Below are 18,572 nucleotides of genomic sequence, written 5' to 3'. Positions count from 1 at the left end.
ACCTGCGCTCGCGGATAGCCGCGCAGGGATGGACAAAGGCGAGGGAGGTTTGCCATTCGACAACACCACGGCCGCGGCCTCGGGGCAAGACATGACATCCGGATGCAAACTTCTTTGTGTTGCGCTCATCGCGCTCGGTCTGGCCGGTTGCATCGCCGCGCCGATTGAAATGACCACGCAAACCGAAACGCGCCTGAAGGCTCAGGTCCCCGTACGTTTTCTGCTGACGTTTGACGATGGCCCCAGCGCTTCAGGATGGTGGAATCCCACGGCGACGGTGCTCGACAGCCTCAAAAGCAATCCGCTGCAGGCAAACATCAAAGCCGTGTTTTTCGTGCAGACCCGAGCACCCAGAGCAGGCAACAGCGAGATCGGTCGCAGCCTGATGCGTCGTGAACACGCCGAGGGGCATATTCTCGCCTTTCACACCGCAACCCACTGGCACACCAACCATCGCTCGCTCGATCCGCAAGAGCTGGAGCAATCGCTGACCGATGGCAGCGCTGACATTGCCGCCATCACCGGAGCGCCGCCCAAGCTGTTGCGCCCACCGTTCTGGAACTACGACAAGCGCACATTTGCGGCCTATCAAAAACACGGCTTGCACGTCTTGCTCACGGACCTGAGTGCCAACGACGGCAAGATCTGGGGCTTCAACGCCAGCCCTCGGCGTCGGGCGAACATGCTGCGGCAGTTATCGGAAGTGCGCGAGCGCATCGCGGTGGGTCAATTGCCGACCGTGGATGGCGTGATTCCGGTCGTGGTGACGTTCCATGATCTCAATCGCTACACCGCGCGCCACACTCGCGAATATCTGCAGATTCTGCTCGATAGCGCGGCGGCGACCGGGGTCAGACTGGCGGACAAGCCGTTCTACGACAATCAGGCCGCAATGGAAAAAGCCGCGTTGGCGCGTACGGTTCAGCAAAGCGCTGAGCCGGTGAATCTGCCCGGTATGTGGAACTGGATCTGGGATCATGATGCGCATTGAATGACGTGAGTGAGTTGTGATCGGCTTGGCATTCCCGAGCGGGCAATTAACAGACCGTGGGTCTATGATCGATGGATCGATTCTCCGCCTGCGAGGCGCCCGCCCATGCTTGCCATTGCCGATATTTGCCGGATCGTCGAGTCAGGCTTCCCCACGTTCAAGTGTGATTGCACACCGACCGGACAAGGTCTGTTGCGGATCAAGGTGTATGAGCCGCGCAGTGGGCGTGTCGAGTTGTTGCTTGACGGCGTTTCTCCCGAACATCTGGTGACGATTCGCGATATTTCCAATTTCATCGGTGAGTTGCGCACGGAAATCAGCGCCGGTCGCCGGGCGTTCGCCGGCTGATCGTTATAAACGCCGTTGAAAGGCCTGCACGATGCGCCGTGTCGCGTCATTGGTTTCAAGATTGTGCACGGCATCAAGTGGATGCCAGATGCAATCGACGATTTCGTTCTGAGGGCGCACATCGTCGATATTGATCACCGAAGCCTCATAAACATGATGTCGCGTACTGCCTGCCTGCAGATCCATCAAGTACAGGACTTCATCAGCATTGAGCCCGGTTTCCTCCTGCAACTCGCGCACGGCTGCCGCCGCACGGGTTTCCCCGGGTTCGACCTTGCCGCCGGGCAATGACCAGTGATGGCGGGGTTTGCGGACCAGGAGGATATGGCGATCCTGTTCGCAAATGACGGTGGCGCGTACTTTCATGATTGCCCTGTTGATGCTTGTCATAAATCGGTAATCAAACTGCAATATTCGAGCCGCAGGCGGTTTTAAAGGTTCCTTCTTGATTCGGAGCCATTTACATAGCAAAAAGTGCCAGTGAATTGACAGGTGCCAGGGTGAATCCGGTTCACACCGCAGCGGGGAGCGGGTGTAAGGTAAGCCCGTACACCGAAAACACTGTTGGCAAAAGGGAGGTGCTTATGAGCATTCCAATGCTGAACAAGCTGCACATGAATGGTTACGATGTGCTCAGTGTGAACAGCGGCCCGTGGCGGGTCTGCACCCAGGGCGACCGATTGGCGTCATTCACCAGCAGGGAGGAAGCGATGGCCTATGCGGCGGCGCTTCCCGGTTACAAAAAGCGCTCCCGGCAGGGTCAAAGCCACAATGGCGGTTGAGGCTGTGTAACGAAAGAGCCCCGGTCTTGACCGGGGCCTCTTATTTGTGGCTTTGGAACGCTTGTCAGTGCACCTTGATTCGGCTGATGGTCCGGGCTTTTACCTCCTTGGCATAGATCTGCAATCTCTCTTCGTCGCTTTGCAGGATTTCGCACGACCGCAACACGGTCTGGGCGTCTGCCTCGTTGCCGGATTTACGCAGTTGTTCAGCGATGCGCTTGAGATCGACCGCCGACCATCTCAGGTCCGACGCCACGCTTTGCAAATCCCGTTGAAGTTCGTGTTCGTATTCATTGAGCCGCATGATCACCTCCTGAACGTTCTCGGTAGAAAAGAGTAGTCGCATTTTCCCGGATGCGGCCAAGTCATCTGACGCCCGGCTGAACCGATGTGAAAAATTGTCCAAACGCCGGTAACGGCGGGTTGCCACGATGGATGTGCAAGCAGTTAAACGGTACATTCAGCTTTTTTCCGCACAGGTAAACAACATGCGCGTATGGATCGGCAGTCTGGCACTTGCTCTGTTGACGGGGTGCTCGTTACCGGCGTCGCTGGTGCCGGGCGAGCCAAACCTCAGCAAGACCAGTGACAAGCCACCCAAGGAATATGCTGCGTGTTTGTTACCGTTGTGGCAGAAGGATGTTGCCAGGACCTCGCAGACGTCGATTTCCAACGGCTACCGGATTACCGCGCCGAGCATTATCACGGCGGATGAGATTCTCGATATCGTCAAATACAAGGACGGCAGCAAGGTGTCCCTCTACCAGGGGCCGCCGTGGGCCAAGTCCGGATCGCTGCGCCAATCGGTGCGTGATTGCCTGTAACCGGGCGCCCGGATCTCAAAAAAGGCAGACACCGAAGTTCGATGTCTGCCTTTTTTCATCGGATGGAGACTCCAGCCAAACGCTCGCAATGAGCTGTGACAGTTGCCCGCGAGGCGCTGCCGAATCCTTGACTAGGCTTTGAATGTCGGCCCGTGACGGGTTCGGCATGACTGAAAGGAGCCTCGGATCATGGATGATCTGGTCAAGGACATCATTCCGCTGTTGCAGTATCTAATCCCAGGTTTTGTATCGACCTGGATCTTCTATTCACTTACGGCATTCAAGCGACCGGATACGTTCGGCCAGATCGTGCAGGCGCTGATATTTACTTTTGTGATTCAGGGCGCGGTGTTGGCGGTGGGCAACCTCTGTTTGTGGATTGGCTCGAAGGGTTTTTCATTAGGAAACTGGGATGATCGGGCGCAAACGCTCTGGGCATTTGTGTTTTCGCTGATGCTGGGTTTGTTTGCCTGTTACCTGGCTACGAGTGACAAGTTGCACGGCTGGTTACGTAAGCGAAACGTCACGAAACAATCTTCTTTCCCCAGTGAATGGTTCTGCGCCTTTGCCCAACATGAGCGCTTTATAACCCTGCATTTAAGCGACGAAAGGCGCGTATTTGGCTGGCCGGTCGAGTGGCCACGGGAATCATCAAATGGTCAGTTCGTCATGAAATATCCGCGTTGGCTCACGGATGATGGCCAACCTGCATCTATTGGCGCGGAGTTTTTGTTGATAGATTCCGCGAAAGTCAAATGGGTCGAGTTCAGCCCAGTATCAGAGGGATCAACATGCCAACTGCCAGAGCACCACAACCCATGCCAAAGCATTTAGAGCGACTCTTTGTCGGGCCGGACGGAAAAATGCTCGACGTGCCCTTGATCAAGGGACCCAGTGCGCCGCCGCCTCTGAAACCACGGTCTAGACGATAAACTTCTTCAGCCCCAACCCTGCACCACCGCCCGGCGAATCGCCTCCAGCAACATCGCGAACGCCGGGTTGTCATTGTTCTCCCGCCAGATCAGATGCAGTTCGCTTTGCACCCCTTCGCCCAGATCGATCTCGCGAAACACCACATTCCTGAACACCACGCTGGTAGCGCAACGCGGTACCAGCGCCAGACCCATGCCAGCGTTGACCAGCGCCAGAATCGTCAGCGACGAGCCCAGCCACTGCACGTAATCCGGCGCCACCCGCGCTGAGCGTAGCGTGCCGGTCAACAGTTCGTTGAACGGCGGATAGGCTTCATGGGAGTACATCAGGAACGGTTGTTTATCCAGATCGGCGACAGACACTTCAGTCGCGTTTGCCAACTTGTGCCCGCTGGGCACTGCCAGCACAAATGGTTCGCGCACCAGGCATTCGGTGGCATAACCCGGTTCCTGCAATGGCGCTCGGGCGATGCCCAGGTCGATACGGCGAGCTCGCAACGCCTCGTGCTGTTGATAGGTGTTCATCTCTGCCAGATCGATTTTCACCTGGGGCTGTTTAAGTCGCGCTTCGGCGATCACCTTGGGCAGAAACTCATACACCGCGCTGCCGACAAACGCGATGTTTACCGAACCAATATCGCCCTCGGCAAACCGGCGTGCGGTGATCGCTGCTTGCTGGGCGCGCTCCAGCAGATTCTGCGCTTCAACGAAAAATGCCCGGCCTGCCGCCGTCAGCGCAACGCTGCGTGTGCTGCGGGTGAACAGCTCGACGCCAAGGTGATGCTCCAGCAACTGGATCTGCCGGCTCAGCGGCGGCTGCGTCATGTTCAGACGCTCGGCGGCGCGGCGGAAGTTGAGTTCGGTGGCGACCGTGGTAAAGCAGCGCAGTTGGGTGAGTTCGAACATTGATCTAATCCGGGTATCAATCGAATGCCTGTTTAGATTAGACGGGATCAATGCGCGACGTCCATGATCGGCTCATTGCTTCAAGTCATCCCTAAAAAAACAAGATCGGGAGTCGCCCCTTGAAAACCCTCCAGAGTCCGCCGGACATCACGGTGCTCGCTCGCGCCGCCGCCAAGGTCAAACGCCACGTACTGCCGCTGTTCGTGGTGATGTTCATCGTCAACTACATCGACCGGGTCAATATCGGTTTCGTGCGCAGTCATCTGGAGACCGATCTGGGTATTGGCGCAGCGGCTTATGGACTTGGCGCCGGATTGTTTTTCATCGGTTACGCACTGTTCGAAGTGCCGTCGAACATGCTGTTGCAGCGCTACGGCGCACGGGTCTGGCTGACGCGGATCATGTTCACCTGGGGTGCCGCAGCCATGGCCATGGCGTTTGTTCAGGGCGAAACCAGCTTCTACGTACTGCGCTTTATTCTTGGCGCGGCTGAGGCCGGGTTCTTCCCGGGGATCATTTACTACTTCACCCAGTGGCTGCCAGCGTCCGAGCGCGGCAAAACCATGGCGGTGTTTCTCAGCGGCTCGGCGATTGCCTCGGTCATTTCCGGCCCGGTGTCCGGTGCGCTGTTGCATATCAGCGGATTGGGCATGCACGGCTGGCAGTGGATGTTTCTGATCGAAGGCGCAGCGTCGGTGGTGCTGTGTGCTTTCGTCTGGTTCTGGCTGCAATCGCACCCGCGCCAAGCCAAGTGGCTGAGCGAGGAGGAGCGTGAAGCGCTGGTCGCGGCGATTGCCGAGGAGCAGCGCGCTCGCGAAGCGGTACAAGTCGCCAAGCCGTCGATGTTCAAGCTGTTGGCCGACCGGCAGATCGCGCTGTTCTGCTTCATCTACTTTTCCATTGCCCTGACCATCTACGGCGCAACCTTCTGGCTACCGAGCATGATCAAGAAGATGGGCAACCTCGGTGATTTCCAGGTCGGGCTGCTCAACTCCATTCCGTGGATCATTTCGATTGTCGCCATGTACGGCTTCGCGGCGCTGGCCGGCAAGTGGAAATTCCAGCAGGCCTGGGTCGCGCTGACCCTGGTGATCGCCGCCATCGGCATGTTCATGTCGACCACTGGCGGGCCGGTGTTTGCCTTCGTCGCCATCTGCTTCGCCGCTATCGGTTTCAAAGCAGCGTCGGCGCTGTTCTGGCCGATTCCGCAAAGCTATCTGGACGCGCGCATCGCTGCGGCGGTGATCGCGCTGATCAACTCCATCGGCAACCTTGGCGGCTTCGTCGCGCCGACCGCGTTCGGCATTCTCGAACAAACCACCGGCTCCATCGAGGGCGGCCTCTATGGCCTGGCGGCGACATCGCTGATCGCTGCCGTGGTGATCTTCTTCGCCCGCACGGCGCCTGGCGCCAAAGATAAAACCCCGGCAAAGCCAAGTGACGAAGCCGCCGTTGTGGCGCCGGCTCGTCCGGCTGCGAGCCACTGAATCGATTGTTGATCTGTCAGGAGCGTTATCTTGAAAATCACCCGTGTCAGCGTCACCCCGATTGCCTTTCGCGATCCGCCACTGCTCAACGCCAGCGGCATCCACGAACCCTTTGCTCTGCGCTCGATCATCGAGATTGAAAGTGACAACGGCTACATCGGCCTCGGCGAAAGCTACGGCGATGCCCCGGCGCTGGCGATCCAGCAACAATTGCAGAGCCAGTTGATCGGCCTCGATCCGTTCAACCTCAATCAATTGCGCGCGATCGTGCAGGCCACCGTGGCGGCGAATAAACCCGCCGGCGTCGCTGGTGCCGAACTGGCCCCCGGTTCCCACGCCAGCAAAGCGGTGAGCAATGCCTACTCGGCATTCGAAGTGGCGTTTCTCGATTTGCAGGCGCACTACCTGAACGTGCCGCTGGTGGACCTGCTCGGCGGCGCGATCCGCGATGAAGTGCCGTTCAGCGCCTACCTGTTTTTCAAATACGCCGAACATATCGACTCCCCCTACAAGCCAGATAACTGGGGCGAAGCCCTGAGCGAGCAACAGATCGTCGCGCAGGCAGCGCGGATGATCGAGGCGTACGGTTTCAAGAGCATCAAGCTCAAGGCCGGCACCTTGCCGCCGGAGCATGAGGTGGCATGCATCAAGGCACTGAAGAAAGCCTTTCCGGGTTTTCCGCTGCGCATCGATCCGAACGGCAACTGGTCGCTGGGGACAGCGATTCGCATGGCCGAACTGCTCGGCGATGATCTGCAGTATTACGAAGACCCGACCCCGGGCCTTGATGGCATGGCCGAACTGCACAAGCGCACCGGTCTGCCCTTGGCGACCAATATGGTCGTTACCGATTTCGACGAGTTCCGCCGCAGCGTTGCGCAGAACAGCGTGCAAATCGTCCTCGCCGACCACCATTACTGGGGTGGCCTGCGGGATACGCAGACGCTGGCGAAAATGTGCGATGTGTTTGGCCTCGGCGTGTCGATGCATTCCAACTCGCACCTGGGCATCAGCCTGATGGCCATGGCGCACGTCGCGGCGGCGGTGCCGAATCTGGATTACGCCTGCGACACCCATTACCCGTGGCAGGAGCCGGACGAGGAAGTGATCAAGGGCGGCAAGCTGCCGATTGTCGATGGCTGTGTGAAGATCAGCCGTGCGCCGGGGTTGGGGCTGGAACTGGACCATGAGCAACTGGCCAAGCTGCATGACCAGTACCTGACGTGCGGGATTCGCCAGAGGGATGATGTGCGGCAGATGCAGCGGTACAAGGCGGATTGGCGGGCGGTCAAGCCGAGGTTTTAAGTTCGTTGCGACTGGCTTCTTCGCGAGCAGGCTCGCTCCCACACTTGACATACGTTTCCCTGTGGGAGCGAGCCTGCTCGCGAATGGCCGCGACTCGATCCTTCAGAGGGTATCAATCAGCCAATCCCTGAATGCCTTCAACGAAGGCAGATTCTCATTACGCGGCGGGTACACCAGGTAATAGCTGCGTCGGCTGGTAATCGGCTCGCCCAGTTGCAGCAATTCGCCCTTGAGCAATTCGTCTTCGACCAGAATTCGCGGCACCAGGCCAACACCGATATTGGCGCGTACCGCCTGGATCAAGTGCGAGGTCATTTCAAAGCTCGGTCCGATCCGCATGCTGCGATGCGCAAGTTGGTGATGGCTGAACCATTCCGCCCATGCCTGGGCATTGCTGCTGACGTTGAGCAGCAACTGCCCGGCAATGTGCCGTTCGGCCTCCTCGCGTTCCGTTGCCGACAACTGCGCGCTGGCAATGGCCACCAGTTCTTCGGTGTGCAGGGGCAGGGCGGTCAGGCCTGGCCATTCACCGCCGCCGACGCAGATCGCCGCGTCGATTTCGCTGGTATCGAAGTCGATGGTTTCGATCCGCGAGTGCAGGTGCACGGTCATGCCCGGGTGCGCCGTGTAGAAATCCTTCAACCGTGGCAGCAGCCATTTCGAGCCGAAGGTCGGCAGCGTCGCCAGGCGCAGGCTGTGGATGCCCGAACCAAACGCCATTGCCTGCAAGGTTGCGCTGCGAATCTGCCCGAGGGCTTCGCTGAGTTCGCGCTGATACATGCGCCCGACATCCGTCAGCACCACCTGCCGGCCTTCGCGGCTGAACAAGCGCATGCCGAGCATCTTCTCGAGAATCTGTACCTGGCGGCTGACCGCGCTCTGCGTCAGTGACAGTTCATGGGCGGCGCGGGTGTAGCTCTCGTGTCGAGCGGCGGCCTCGAAAGCCAGCAGCAGCGACATGGACGGTGTGAGGGTGCGCGGATTCATTCGTAAAACTCATCGATAGCGGGTCGAAATTACGCTTGTTCCTGGGTTCGCCAGCAATGAACATGGGCGCAATCAGATGGCGGAGCCTGACGCAATCATTCGTTGCGCACAACTGTCCACCGCCACACAGCCCGATTTGACCGAGATAACCCGACCGATGATTGCCCAGCTGTCGCCCGCCAAAGCCTTGACCGGCGATTACCAACAATTCCTCGCCGCCCTGAAAATCAGCGGTTTTCGCGGGGAAATCAGCGCCGATTACGCCAGCCGTGTGGTGCTCGCGACCGACAACTCGATCTATCAGCGCCTGCCGCAAGCCGCTGTGTTTCCGCTGGATGCGGACGATGTGGCACGTGTCGCACGGCTGATTGCCGAACCGGCGTACGAGAAAGTGGTGATCACCCCGCGTGGCGGTGGCACCGGTACCAATGGCCAATCGCTGACGGACGGCATCGTTGTAGACCTGTCGCGGCACATGAACCGCATTCTGGAAATCAACGTTGAACAGCGCTGGGTGCGGGTGCAGGCCGGGGTGGTCAAGGATCAGCTCAACGCCGCGTTGAAATCCGCCGGGCTGTTCTTCGCCCCGGAACTGTCGACCTCCAATCGCGCCACGGTCGGCGGCATGATCAATACCGACGCCAGTGGCCAAGGCAGTTGCACCTACGGCAAGACCCGCGACCATGTGCTGGAACTGGAGATGATCCTGCGCGGCGGCGAGCGTTTGCGCGGTCTGCCGCTGACCGAGGATGAGCTTGCAGCGCAGTGCGCCCGTGACGACCGGGTCGGCGAAGTCTATCGTTGTGCGCGGCAGATCATTGATGAACAGGGCGAGCTGATCAAGGCACGCTTCCCCGATCTCAACCGCTGCCTGACCGGTTATGACCTGGCGCACCTGCGTGAGGCCGATCAGCGCTTCAACCTCAACAGCGTGCTCTGCGGCGCTGAGGGCTCGCTGGGCTTCGTCGTCGAAGCGCGGCTCAACGTGCTGCCGATTCCCAAGCACACGATGCTGGTGAATATCCGCTACGCCGGGTTCATGGATGCCTTGCGCGATGCACGGGCGTTGATGGCGCTCAAGCCGTTGTCGATCGAAACCGTCGATTCCAAGGTTTTGCTGCTGGCGATGCAGGACATCGTCTGGCACGGCGTTGCCGAATATTTTCCGGAAAATGCTGAGCGGCCGACTCTGGGCATCAACCTGGTCGAGTTCTGCGGTGACGATCCCGAAGATTTGCAGCGTCGCGTCGAAGCGTTCCTCGAACATCTGCAACGCGACCGCACGGTGGAGCGCCTGGGCCATACGCTGGCGATCGGTCAGGCAGCGGTGAACAAGGTCTATGGCATGCGCAAACGGGCGGTGGGCCTGCTCGGCAATGTCGCCGGCGAAGCCCGCCCGCAGCCGTTCGTTGAAGACACCGCAGTGCCGCCGCAGCATTTGGCCGAATACATCGCCGAGCTGCGCGACCTGCTCGACAGCCACGGTTTGCAGTACGGCATGTTCGGCCATGTCGACGCCGGCGTACTGCACGTGCGGCCGATCCTCGACATGAAAGACCCGCAGCAAGCGGCGCTGGTACGCCCGGTGTCCGATGGCGTCGCCGCTTTGACCCAGCGCTACGGCGGCCTGCTCTGGGGCGAGCATGGCAAGGGCCTGCGTTCGGAATACGCGCCGGCATTCTTCGGCGAGTTGTACCCGGCACTGCAAGCCTTGAAAGCCGCGTTCGACCCATTCAACCAGTTCAATCCGGGCAAAATCGCCACGCCGGCCAACAGCGGATCGGCACTGCTGAAGATCGACGAAGTGACCCTGCGCGGCGAGCTGGATCGGCAGATTGACGAGAAAGTCTGGCAAAGCTACGGCGCGGCCATGCACTGCAATGGCAACGGCGCGTGCTACAACTTCGATCCCGATGACGCGATGTGCCCGTCGTGGAAAGCCACCCGCGAACGCGCGCAGTCGCCCAAGGGCCGCGCTTCGCTGATTCGCGAATGGCTACGGTTGCAGGGCGAGGCGGGCGTCGACGTGCTCTCGGATGCGATTCGCAAACCGGCGTTTTTCCCCACGCTGTGGCAGCGCTGGCGCAACAGCCGCGATCCGTCGGCGGACTTCTCCCATGAAGTGTATGACGCCATGGCCGGTTGCCTGGCCTGCAAATCCTGCGCGGGGCAGTGCCCGGTGAAGGTCAACGTGCCGGAATTCCGCTCGCGTTTTCTCGAGCTGTATCACAGTCGTTATCTGCGGCCGGCACGGGATTACCTGATTGCTTCGCTGGAATACACCGTTCCGTACATGGCGCGGATTCCGGCGCTGTACAACGGTCTGATGGGCGCTGGCTGGGTGCGTGGCGCACTGGCGCGGATCGGTGGCATGGTCGATGTGCCGTTGCTCAGCCGTTTCGATTTCCACGCAGCGATGCGCCGTTGGCAGGTGCAGCCAGCAACGGTTGCAACGCTGTCGGCGCTGACCCCAGAGCAACGCGAACGCAGCGTGGTTATCGTGCAGGACGCCTTCACCCGCTACTTCGAAGCGCCGCTGCTGGCTGATCTGGTCGAGCTGATTTCACGCCTGGGTTATCAGGCCTATCTCGCGCCATTCAGCGCCAATGGCAAACCGCTGCATGTGCAGGGCTTTCTCTCGGCGTTCAATCGCGCGGCGTTGCGTAATGCTGAGCAGTTGCAGGCGCTGGCGCAGACCGGGGTGCCCTTGCTGGGGCTGGATCCGGCGATGACTCTGGTCTATCGCCAGGAATACCTGAAAGTACCGGGCCTGAATGAATGTCCTGAAGTGGCGCTGGTGCAGGAATGGTTGCTCAAGGTCATGCCAGAACGGACGCCTGATGCTCAGCCGAAAGCGTTCCGTCTGCTCGCCCATTGCACGGAGAAAACCAACGCGCCGGCCGCGACCCGCCAGTGGGAACAGGTCTTCGAACGTGCCGGACTGAAGCTGGCCAACCAAGCCACCGGTTGCTGCGGCATGTCCGGTACCTACGGCCACGAAGCACGTAATCGCCAGACCTCGGCAGTCATTTATGAGCAATCGTGGGCGCGTCAGGTGCAGGCTTCGGCGGAGCAGGGCGAGGCGTTGGCGACCGGCTATTCCTGCCGCAGCCAGGTCAAGCGCCAGTCGGATCAGGCGCTGCGCCATCCGTTGCAGGTGCTGCTCCAGACGCTGCGTCGCTGACCGTGTCGCTGGTGTCCTTGTCCCAGATCAGGCGCGGGTCGAAACTCATCGCCGCGAGCATGGTGAAGACCACGACCAGGCCGAAGAACAGGATGCCCGGTCGTGGCTCGATATCGCCCAGCGCCTGGAATTTCACCAGCGCCGCGACCAGCGCGACCACCAGCACATCGAGCATCGACCAGTAACCGATCAGCTCGACGAAGCGATACAGCTTGGAACGCTCCTTGCGCGCCCAGTCGCTGTTGCGCTGCACGGTGACGAGCAGCAAGGTCAGGGCGACGAATTTGACCCCCGGCACCGCGATGCTGGCGATGAAAATGATCAGGGCGATGTCCCACGCTCCTGCCTCCCAGAACTCCAGCACGCCGCTCATGATCGTGCTGTCGGCGCCGTTGCCGAGCATCACCGTATTCATCACCGGCAGCAGATTGGCGGGAACATAAAACGCCAGCGCGGCGAGCATGTACGCCCAGGTGCGCGCCAGCGAATTGGTCTTGCGCCGATGCAGCGGCGCATCACAGCGCGGGCACTGGTGTGGCTCGTCGGTCATGTCACAGGCCAGGCCACAGCTGTGGCACAGGCACAGGTTGAGTTCGCTGGCGGTCGGTGGACGCTTCATAAAATGTCCCACAGTTCGCGTATGTCCCGGCCGGCAATGCGGATCATCATCAGGCTCAGCACCGCCAGGGCAAACAGGCCGATCCCGGGCAGCACATCGAGCAGGCCGGCAAGTTTGAACACGGCGACCATCGCCCCCAGCAGACACACTTCGAGCATGCTCCACGGGCGCAGGGTTTCCAGCCAGCGCATGCACAGATTGAACCCCGGTGCCCGGCGCAGGCCGAGGGCAAAACTCAACACCCAGATCAACAACACCAACTGAAATGCCGGGGCGATGATGATCGCAATCGCTGCGACCATCGCAATAAAGGTGATCGGCCCCTGGCTCAGCGCGAGCACCGAATCCCACAGGGTTGCGCTGTTTTTCATGCCTTTGAGGCTGATGCTCATCACCGGGTAGAAATTGGCAAACAGCCACAGCATCGCCGCCGTGAACGTCAGTGCCAGACGCTGCTCGATGGTCAGGCCGTTGAAGCGCTGCAGCACGCCACCGCAGCGCACGCACAGGGTTTTCTGGTGTTTGGCGAGCACGACTTTCTCGTACACACAATCACAGTGCTCGCAGATGATCAGGTGTTCGGTGTTGACCATGGACAACGCTCAAGGGCAGGGCGGATCTGTTCACTATAGAAGGCTGGCGCTGATGGGCAACTTCGATGCTGGATGTTTGGGTTTTGTTATTCTGATGTTATAAGGTAACGCGAAATTTGCGGGCGGCGTTGCGGCCGTCCGGTGTTATTCCTCTCGATTGCGAAAGATCCATGACCCCTGTGCTTCCCCGTTCTGCCCCATTGACGACTGGCCGGCTGCTGTCCATTGATGCGCTCCGAGGCCTGGTGATCCTGTTCATGCTGCTCGATCACGTGCGCGAAACCTTCCTGCTGCACCGCCAGGTCTCCGATCCGATGGACATCGCCAGCACCGAGCCGGCGCTGTTTTTCAGCCGCACTCTGGCGCATCTGTGTGCGCCAGTGTTCGTCTTGCTGACCGGTTTGTCGGCATGGCTCTACGGCGAAAAATACGCCGGCAAAGCCGATGTCAGCGTGTTTCTGTTCAAGCGCGGATTGTTCCTCGTGGCGCTGGAGTTCACCTTGGTCAACTTCGCCTGGACCTTCCAGTTGCCGCCCAGCGTGATCTACCTGCAAGTGATCTGGGCGATCGGCCTGAGCATGATCGCGCTGGCGCTGCTGGTCTGGTTGCCACGTGCGCTGCTGCTGACGCTGAGCCTGGCGATCATCGCCGGGCACAACTTGCTTGATACGCTGCATTTCCCGGTCGAGTCGGCGCTGCATGTGCCTTGGGCGATTCTGCATGATCGAGGCTGGATCGAGATCAGCGACACCCTGCGCCTGCGCACCTCGTACCCGCTGCTGCCGTGGATTGGTGTAATCGGCCTGGGCTATGCGCTGGGGCCGTGGTTTGCTCGGGGCATGGACGCGGCGGTGCGTCAGCGTCGTTTGCTGATTGCCGGGGTCGCTGGATTGCTGGGATTTATGGTGCTGCGCTTGATTAACGGCTACGGCGAAAAACCGTGGGCGATCAACGATTCGCTGGTGCAGACACTGATGAGTTTTTTCAACATCACCAAATATCCGCCGTCGCTGCTGTTCATCGCGCTGACTGTGAGCGTGGGGCTGTTGCTGTTGCTCGCCTTTGAGCGCGTGCAGAGTCGCCGCTGGATTGGCTGGCTGACGGTGTTCGGTTCGGCACCGATGTTTTTCTATCTGCTGCATTTGTATGTGTTGAAGGTGTTGTACCTGATCGGCGTGGCGCTGTTCGGCCTGAATCAGGGCAGCTATTTCGGCTTTTCGACGGTGACGGCGGTGTGGCTGGCGGCAGTGATTCTTGCCGTGGTGCTGTTCCCGGCAGTGCGCTGGTTCTCTGCATTGAAAGCGCGGCGCCGGGACATCAGCTGGTTGAAATATCTTTAAATTGCGTGGACTTGTGGGAGTGAGCTTGCTCACGAAAGCGGTGAATTAGCCGGTATAAATGCTGGCTGATGCACCGCCATCGCTGGCAAGCCAGCTCCCACAGGGTTCTATGGTGTTTGCTGTATCAGTTTCCACCGCAGTATTTGTGGGAGCTGGCTTGCCAGCGATGGCGCCGGTGGATTCGGCATCTTCATCGCTTGATACACCGCTTTCGCGAGCAGGCTCGCTCCCACAGGTTTTACAGCATCCGGCTTATTTACGATCCAGCCACACGGTCTGCGCGTTGCAGAATTCCCGTACGCCAAAGTGCGACAGCTCACGACCGAAGCCGCTTTTTTTCACGCCGCCGAAGGTCACACGCGGATCGCTGGCGGAGTAGCCGTTGATGAACACGCCGCCGGTTTCCAGTTCACTGGTCAGTTGCTCAGCCAGCGCCACGTTCGCGGTGTAGATAGTCGCGGTCAGGCCGAAATCGCTGTCGTTGGCCAAGGCCACGGCGTGTGCGCAATCGCGGGCGGTGATGATCGAAGCGACCGGGCCGAACAGCTCTTGCTTGAACGAGGTCATGCGGTCGGTGACATCGGCCAGTACCGTCGGCTCATAGTAGTTGCCCGAACCCTCAACCTTGCCGCCCCCCAGCAACAGCGTCGCGCCTTCCTCCAACGTGTCGCGCACTTGCTGATCCAGTTCATCACGCAGATCGAACCGCGCCATCGGCCCGATGTAAGTGTCGGCGTTCAGCGGATCGCCCATTTTCAACTGGCGTGTCGCTTCAACGAACTTGCGGGTGAATTCCTCGACCACACCTTGTTCGATGATCAGACGTTTGGCAGCCGCGCAGACCTGGCCGGAATTCTGATAACGACCGACCACCGCCGCGTGCACCGCCTCATCCAGATCAGCATCGTTGAGCACGATGAACGGATCGGAGCCGCCGAGTTCCAGCACGCATTTCTTCAATGCCGCACCGGCCTGAGCGCCGATGGCCATACCGGCGCGGACGCTGCCGGTCAGCGTCACAGCGGCGATGCGCGAATCGGCGATGGCGGTGGAAACGCCTTCCGGGGTCACGTTGATCACTTCAAACACGCCCTCGGGGAAACCGGCGCGAACAAACGCATCGCGCAGCAGGTAAGCGCTGCCCATCACGTTCGGCGCGTGCTTCAGTACGTAGGTGTTGCCGGCAATCAGCGTCGGCACCGCGCCGCGCAGCACTTGCCAGATCGGGAAATTCCACGGCATCACTGCCAGAATCGGCCCCAGCGGGCGGTACTCGATGCGCGCCTTGCCGCCTTCCACCTGAGTCGCCTCGGCGTCGAGCATGGCTGGGCCGTGTTCGGCGTACCACTCGCAGAGCTTGGCGCATTTCTCGATTTCGCCACGGGCCTGGGCGATCGGCTTGCCCATTTCCTGGGTGATCATGGTTGCCATCGCTTCTGAGGTTTCACGCAGCGCGCCGGCGAGGGCGGTCAACAGGCGCGAACGATCCTGCAGCGGCTTGCGCTTCCACTTGCCGAAAGCGAATGCAGCGCGAGTCAGTGCCGCATCAAGGGCAGCGGCGGATTCAAACGCGTAGTCACCGATCTGCTCGCCGGTGGCGGGGTTGATCGAGATGGCGTGGGTCTGGCTGGAAATCTGGCTCATGACGTTGTCCTGTAGGTTCGTCGGATGGGCCTAGAGTAGGATGGCGTTAGTTTTCTGGAAACTGAATAATAAAGAGCGTTTCTTTCACGATTGGAGAATGACTTTGGATCTGGTGCAACTGGAAATCTTCAAGGCCGTGGCCGAGCACGGCAGCATCAGCGCCGCCGCCACGCAGATCCACCGCGTGCCGTCGAACCTGACTACGCGGATCAAGCAGCTTGAGCAGGATCTCGGCGTCGATCTGTTCATCCGTGAGAAAAGCCGATTGCGCCTGTCGCCGGCCGGGTGGAGTTTTCTCGAATACACGCGGCGCATTCTCGATTTGGTGCAGGAAGCCCGAGCCACGGTGGCGGGGGAGGAACCCCAGGGCGCGTTCCCCTTGGGTTCGCTGGAAAGTACCGCAGCGGTGCGTATTCCCGAACTGCTGGCGGCGTACAACCAGCAACACCCGAAGGTCGACCTTGACCTGTCCACCGGGCCATCGGGGACGATGATCGACGGCGTGCTGTCCGGGCGGCTCGCCGCTGCATTCGTCGACGGCCCGGTGCTGCATCCGGCGCTGGAAGGGGTGCCGGCGTTCGAGGAGGAAATGGTCATCATCGCGCCGCTCAATCATTCACCGGTCGAGCGTGCGGCGGACGTGAATGGCGAAAACATCTACGCCTTCCGTTCCAACTGTTCTTACCGGCATCATTTCGAAAAATGGTTCAGCACTGACGCTGCCGTACCGGGCAAGATCTTCGAAATGGAGTCCTACCACGGCATGCTCGCCTGCGTCAGCGCCGGTGCCGGCCTGGCACTGATGCCGCGCAAAATGCTGCAAAGCATGCCCGGCAGCGCGACGGTCAGCGTCTGGCCGCTGACGGCGGACTTCCGCTATCTGACCACCTGGCTGGTGTGGCGCCGGGGCACGGTGTCGCGCAGTCTGAGCATGTTCGTGCGCTTGCTTGAAGAGCGGGGCGTGGTGCGTGAGCAAGCCTGATCGAGCGTGTCTTTATGGCGTGCCGTTGCGCCCGTACAAACGATAACCGTCGCGCTGATTCAAGCGATCGTAATAGGCGCGCACCGCAGCCAGATCTCCGTGATCGAGCGGCGTTTCGAACCAGCGATTCACTGACAGCCCGATCGGGATGTCCGCCAGGGAAAATTGCTCGCCACTGACGTAAGCGCCGGTCTTCTCCAGTTGGCGATCGAGGATTTGCATGTTGCGCGTCCAGTCCCGGCAGCCGGCGGCCAGGGCATTGCGATCCTGATAGTCCGGCGACTTGCGCACCAGCGCCATCAGCGGATACGACCACGAGCGATTCAGCTCCGAGGCCTGCCAGTCGGTCCACTGATCGACCCGCGCCCGGGCAACAGGCTCAGCGGGATACAAATGCGCGCCGCCGTAACGCGTCGCCAGATAACGAATGATCGTGTTTGATTCCCACAAGGTGAAATCGCCGTCCTGAATCACCGGCACCATGGCGCAGGGATTGAGCGCGAGAAACTCCGGCGTGTTCGGCGACTTGAAACCCGAACCCCAGTCTTCGCGCTCGAACGGGATGTCCAGTTCGGCACAGGTCCACAGCACTTTGCGCACGTTGATCGATGAGGCTTTGCCGAGTAGTCGCAGCATGGGATTTCCTTCTCCGGGTAGTGGACGCAGAAAAATACCATAGCGTAAAACACAAGGCCCGCATCGCGCGGGCCTTGGTTCATCAGCATCTGACTACGGCGTGTGCCGTGCGGGATTACCGGTTGAGGAACGCCAGCAGATCCTCATTCAACGCCTGCGCATGGGTCACGGCAAACCCGTGCGGCGCGCCCGCGTAGACCTTCAACTCAGCGCCCTTGATTTGTGCGGCGGCCTGCTTGCCGGTGGTTTCGAATGGCACGATCTGGTCGCCGTCGCCATGGATCACCAGCGTCGGCACATCGATCTTGGCCATGTCCGGGCGGAAGTCGGTTTCCGAGAACGCGGTCACGCAGTCGACGGTGCCTTTGAGCGACGCCAGCAGCGCGATGTTCAGGGTTTGCGTGAGCACGCCGTCAGAGACTTTCTGGCCCTGATTGGTGCCGTAGAACGGCGCGTTGAAGTCGGCGATGAACTGCGCGCGATCTTTCAGCAGGCCAGCCTTGATGCCGTCGAACACCGATTTGTCGACGCCATCGGCGAAGTCGGCTTTCTTGCCGAACAGCGGCGTGACCGCACCGAGTAATACCAGGCCGGCAACGCGCTCGCTGCCGTGGCGGGCGATGTAGCGGCTGACGTCGCCGCCACCCATGGAGAAGCCGACCAGGGTTACGTCGCGCAGGTCCAAATGGTTGATCAGGCCAGCGATGTCATCGGCGAAGGTGTCGTAGTCATAACCGGTCCACGGCTGCTCCGAGCGACCGAAACCACGGCGGTCGAAGGCGATGGTGCGATAGCCGCGACTGCTCAGGTACTCCATCTGGTATTCCCACATGTCGGCATCCAGCGGCCAGCCGTGGCTGAACAGCACGGGCTTGCCGCTGCCCCAGTCCTTGTAATAGATCTCGGTGCCGTCTTGGGTTTTGAAGGTGCTCATGCAAACTCCTTGTGATCGTGTGTGGCAAGAATAGATGCCGAATGGGCAACGGCCACTATCCGCGCAAAACGCGCCCGC

19 protein-coding genes are annotated in these 18,572 nt (G+C 60.2%); 10 read left to right on the top strand and 9 right to left on the bottom strand.

Annotation, left to right across the window (positions count from 1 at the left end; all coding sequences use genetic code 11):
* Nucleotides 1–91: 91 nt before the first annotated feature.
* Entirely contained in the window at nt 92–991 is a 900-nt protein-coding gene (locus J2Y39_RS08005; protein ID WP_310216515.1) for a polysaccharide deacetylase family protein, read from the top strand.
* A gap of 105 nt (nt 992–1,096) precedes the next feature.
* Nucleotides 1,097–1,339, top strand: coding sequence for a DUF1652 domain-containing protein (locus tag J2Y39_RS08000; protein WP_310216512.1), 243 nt, complete (start codon nt 1,097–1,099; stop codon nt 1,337–1,339).
* 3 nt (nt 1,340–1,342) lie between these two features.
* Here J2Y39_RS08000 and J2Y39_RS07995 read toward each other — a convergent pair whose 3' ends face one another.
* Nucleotides 1,343–1,705 carry an NUDIX hydrolase gene (locus J2Y39_RS07995; RefSeq protein WP_256810114.1) on the bottom strand — a complete coding sequence of 121 codons (363 nt, stop codon included), beginning with the start codon at nt 1,703–1,705 and terminating at the stop codon, nt 1,343–1,345.
* A gap of 218 nt (nt 1,706–1,923) precedes the next feature.
* Between J2Y39_RS07995 and J2Y39_RS07990 the strand changes: the two genes are divergently transcribed.
* Nucleotides 1,924–2,121, top strand: coding sequence for a DUF2188 domain-containing protein (locus J2Y39_RS07990; protein ID WP_310216509.1), 198 nt, complete (start codon nt 1,924–1,926; stop codon nt 2,119–2,121).
* Between the two features lie 64 nt (nt 2,122–2,185).
* Here J2Y39_RS07990 and J2Y39_RS07985 read toward each other — a convergent pair whose 3' ends face one another.
* Nucleotides 2,186–2,425 (bottom strand): hypothetical protein, encoded by a 240-nt coding sequence (locus J2Y39_RS07985; protein WP_041480783.1) that lies wholly within the window; start codon nt 2,423–2,425, stop codon nt 2,186–2,188.
* Nucleotides 2,426–2,609: 184 nt separating this feature from the next.
* Between J2Y39_RS07985 and J2Y39_RS07980 the strand changes: the two genes are divergently transcribed.
* Both J2Y39_RS07980 and J2Y39_RS07975 read left to right on the top strand, forming a co-directional pair.
* Nucleotides 2,610–2,945, top strand: coding sequence for a hypothetical protein (locus J2Y39_RS07980; protein WP_150635055.1), 336 nt, complete (start codon nt 2,610–2,612; stop codon nt 2,943–2,945).
* A 189-nt stretch (nt 2,946–3,134) separates the two neighbouring features.
* Nucleotides 3,135–3,779 (top strand): DUF6338 family protein, encoded by a 645-nt coding sequence (locus tag J2Y39_RS07975; RefSeq protein ID WP_310216505.1) that lies wholly within the window; start codon nt 3,135–3,137, stop codon nt 3,777–3,779.
* Nucleotides 3,780–3,883: 104 nt separating this feature from the next.
* Here J2Y39_RS07975 and J2Y39_RS07970 read toward each other — a convergent pair whose 3' ends face one another.
* Complete coding sequence (locus tag J2Y39_RS07970; RefSeq protein WP_056789291.1) at nt 3,884–4,783, bottom strand: LysR family transcriptional regulator; 900 nt, start codon at nt 4,781–4,783, stop codon at nt 3,884–3,886.
* 119 nt (nt 4,784–4,902) lie between these two features.
* Between J2Y39_RS07970 and J2Y39_RS07965 the strand changes: the two genes are divergently transcribed.
* Together J2Y39_RS07965 and J2Y39_RS07960 are read left to right on the top strand one after the other, a co-directional pair.
* Nucleotides 4,903–6,270 (top strand): MFS transporter, encoded by a 1,368-nt coding sequence (locus J2Y39_RS07965; RefSeq protein ID WP_041480776.1) that lies wholly within the window; start codon nt 4,903–4,905, stop codon nt 6,268–6,270.
* 30 nt (nt 6,271–6,300) lie between these two features.
* Nucleotides 6,301–7,575 (top strand): glucarate dehydratase family protein, encoded by a 1,275-nt coding sequence (locus J2Y39_RS07960; protein ID WP_252886361.1) that lies wholly within the window; start codon nt 6,301–6,303, stop codon nt 7,573–7,575.
* 102 nt (nt 7,576–7,677) lie between these two features.
* On the opposite strand, the gene J2Y39_RS07955 is transcribed toward J2Y39_RS07960, so the two are convergent.
* A complete protein-coding gene (locus J2Y39_RS07955; RefSeq protein WP_236168672.1) occupies nt 7,678–8,562 on the bottom strand; it encodes a LysR substrate-binding domain-containing protein in 885 nt (294 codons plus the stop codon).
* A gap of 157 nt (nt 8,563–8,719) precedes the next feature.
* Here J2Y39_RS07955 and J2Y39_RS07950 point away from each other — a divergent pair, with 157 nt between their 5' ends.
* On the top strand, nt 8,720–11,746 hold the full coding sequence (locus J2Y39_RS07950; RefSeq protein WP_310217338.1) for an FAD-binding and (Fe-S)-binding domain-containing protein: 3,027 nt from the start codon (nt 8,720–8,722) through the stop codon (nt 11,744–11,746).
* On the opposite strand, the gene J2Y39_RS07945 is transcribed toward J2Y39_RS07950, so the two are convergent.
* Nucleotides 11,679–12,365: a paraquat-inducible protein A gene (locus J2Y39_RS07945; protein WP_305380954.1), complete on the bottom strand. Its 687-nt coding sequence runs from the start codon at nt 12,363–12,365 to the stop codon at nt 11,679–11,681. The genes J2Y39_RS07950 and J2Y39_RS07945 overlap by 68 nt on opposite strands.
* Nucleotides 12,362–12,958 (bottom strand): paraquat-inducible protein A, encoded by a 597-nt coding sequence (locus tag J2Y39_RS07940; RefSeq protein ID WP_024013226.1) that lies wholly within the window; start codon nt 12,956–12,958, stop codon nt 12,362–12,364. Before J2Y39_RS07940 ends, J2Y39_RS07945 begins: the two co-directional genes overlap by 4 nt.
* Before the next feature lie 170 nt (nt 12,959–13,128).
* Here J2Y39_RS07940 and J2Y39_RS07935 point away from each other — a divergent pair, with 170 nt between their 5' ends.
* Nucleotides 13,129–14,298, top strand: coding sequence for a DUF1624 domain-containing protein (locus J2Y39_RS07935; RefSeq protein ID WP_310216497.1), 1,170 nt, complete (start codon nt 13,129–13,131; stop codon nt 14,296–14,298).
* 252 nt (nt 14,299–14,550) lie between these two features.
* Here J2Y39_RS07935 and J2Y39_RS07930 read toward each other — a convergent pair whose 3' ends face one another.
* Nucleotides 14,551–15,942 (bottom strand): aldehyde dehydrogenase family protein, encoded by a 1,392-nt coding sequence (locus J2Y39_RS07930; RefSeq protein ID WP_310216493.1) that lies wholly within the window; start codon nt 15,940–15,942, stop codon nt 14,551–14,553.
* 103 nt (nt 15,943–16,045) lie between these two features.
* On the opposite strand from J2Y39_RS07930, the gene ptrR reads away from it, so the two are divergent.
* Nucleotides 16,046–16,924 carry a putrescine utilization regulator PtrR gene (gene ptrR, locus J2Y39_RS07925; RefSeq protein WP_038862196.1) on the top strand — a complete coding sequence of 293 codons (879 nt, stop codon included), beginning with the start codon at nt 16,046–16,048 and terminating at the stop codon, nt 16,922–16,924.
* Nucleotides 16,925–16,936: 12 nt separating this feature from the next.
* Here ptrR and J2Y39_RS07920 read toward each other — a convergent pair whose 3' ends face one another.
* The gene (locus tag J2Y39_RS07920; protein ID WP_150635062.1) at nt 16,937–17,560 is read right to left on the bottom strand and encodes a glutathione S-transferase family protein; all 624 of its coding nucleotides are present in this window, start codon (nt 17,558–17,560) and stop codon (nt 16,937–16,939) included.
* A gap of 115 nt (nt 17,561–17,675) precedes the next feature.
* A complete protein-coding gene (locus J2Y39_RS07915) occupies nt 17,676–18,494 on the bottom strand; it encodes an alpha/beta fold hydrolase (RefSeq protein WP_150741022.1) in 819 nt (272 codons plus the stop codon).
* Nucleotides 18,495–18,572 lie beyond the last annotated feature (78 nt).

The organism is Pseudomonas sp. 2957 (assembly GCF_031456345.1).
GTDB classification, from domain to species: Bacteria; Pseudomonadota; Gammaproteobacteria; order Pseudomonadales; family Pseudomonadaceae; genus Aquipseudomonas; species Aquipseudomonas siliginis.
This window is presented reverse-complemented; position numbering and strand designations above follow the sequence as displayed.

Bases quoted from the DNA above. Each gene is read 5' to 3' on its own strand.
- J2Y39_RS07935 (WP_310216497.1), top strand. From the start codon at position 13,129: ATGACCCCTGTGCTTCCCCGTTCTGCCCCATTGACGACTGGCCGGCTG.
- J2Y39_RS07940 (WP_024013226.1), bottom strand. From the start codon at position 12,958: ATGGTCAACACCGAACACCTGATCATCTGCGAGCACTGTGATTGTGTG.
- J2Y39_RS07975 (WP_310216505.1), top strand. From the start codon at position 3,135: ATGGATGATCTGGTCAAGGACATCATTCCGCTGTTGCAGTATCTAATC.
- J2Y39_RS07920 (WP_150635062.1), bottom strand. From the start codon at position 17,560: ATGCTGCGACTACTCGGCAAAGCCTCATCGATCAACGTGCGCAAAGTG.
- J2Y39_RS07950 (WP_310217338.1), top strand. From the start codon at position 8,720: ATGATTGCCCAGCTGTCGCCCGCCAAAGCCTTGACCGGCGATTACCAA.
- J2Y39_RS07980 (WP_150635055.1), top strand. From the start codon at position 2,610: ATGCGCGTATGGATCGGCAGTCTGGCACTTGCTCTGTTGACGGGGTGC.
- J2Y39_RS08005 (WP_310216515.1), top strand. From the start codon at position 92: ATGACATCCGGATGCAAACTTCTTTGTGTTGCGCTCATCGCGCTCGGT.
- J2Y39_RS07990 (WP_310216509.1), top strand. From the start codon at position 1,924: ATGAGCATTCCAATGCTGAACAAGCTGCACATGAATGGTTACGATGTG.
- J2Y39_RS07930 (WP_310216493.1), bottom strand. From the start codon at position 15,942: ATGAGCCAGATTTCCAGCCAGACCCACGCCATCTCGATCAACCCCGCC.
- J2Y39_RS07970 (WP_056789291.1), bottom strand. From the start codon at position 4,783: ATGTTCGAACTCACCCAACTGCGCTGCTTTACCACGGTCGCCACCGAA.
- J2Y39_RS07955 (WP_236168672.1), bottom strand. From the start codon at position 8,562: ATGAATCCGCGCACCCTCACACCGTCCATGTCGCTGCTGCTGGCTTTC.
- J2Y39_RS07945 (WP_305380954.1), bottom strand. From the start codon at position 12,365: ATGAAGCGTCCACCGACCGCCAGCGAACTCAACCTGTGCCTGTGCCAC.
- J2Y39_RS07985 (WP_041480783.1), bottom strand. From the start codon at position 2,425: ATGCGGCTCAATGAATACGAACACGAACTTCAACGGGATTTGCAAAGC.
- J2Y39_RS07915 (WP_150741022.1), bottom strand. From the start codon at position 18,494: ATGAGCACCTTCAAAACCCAAGACGGCACCGAGATCTATTACAAGGAC.
- J2Y39_RS07995 (WP_256810114.1), bottom strand. From the start codon at position 1,705: ATGAAAGTACGCGCCACCGTCATTTGCGAACAGGATCGCCATATCCTC.
- J2Y39_RS08000 (WP_310216512.1), top strand. From the start codon at position 1,097: ATGCTTGCCATTGCCGATATTTGCCGGATCGTCGAGTCAGGCTTCCCC.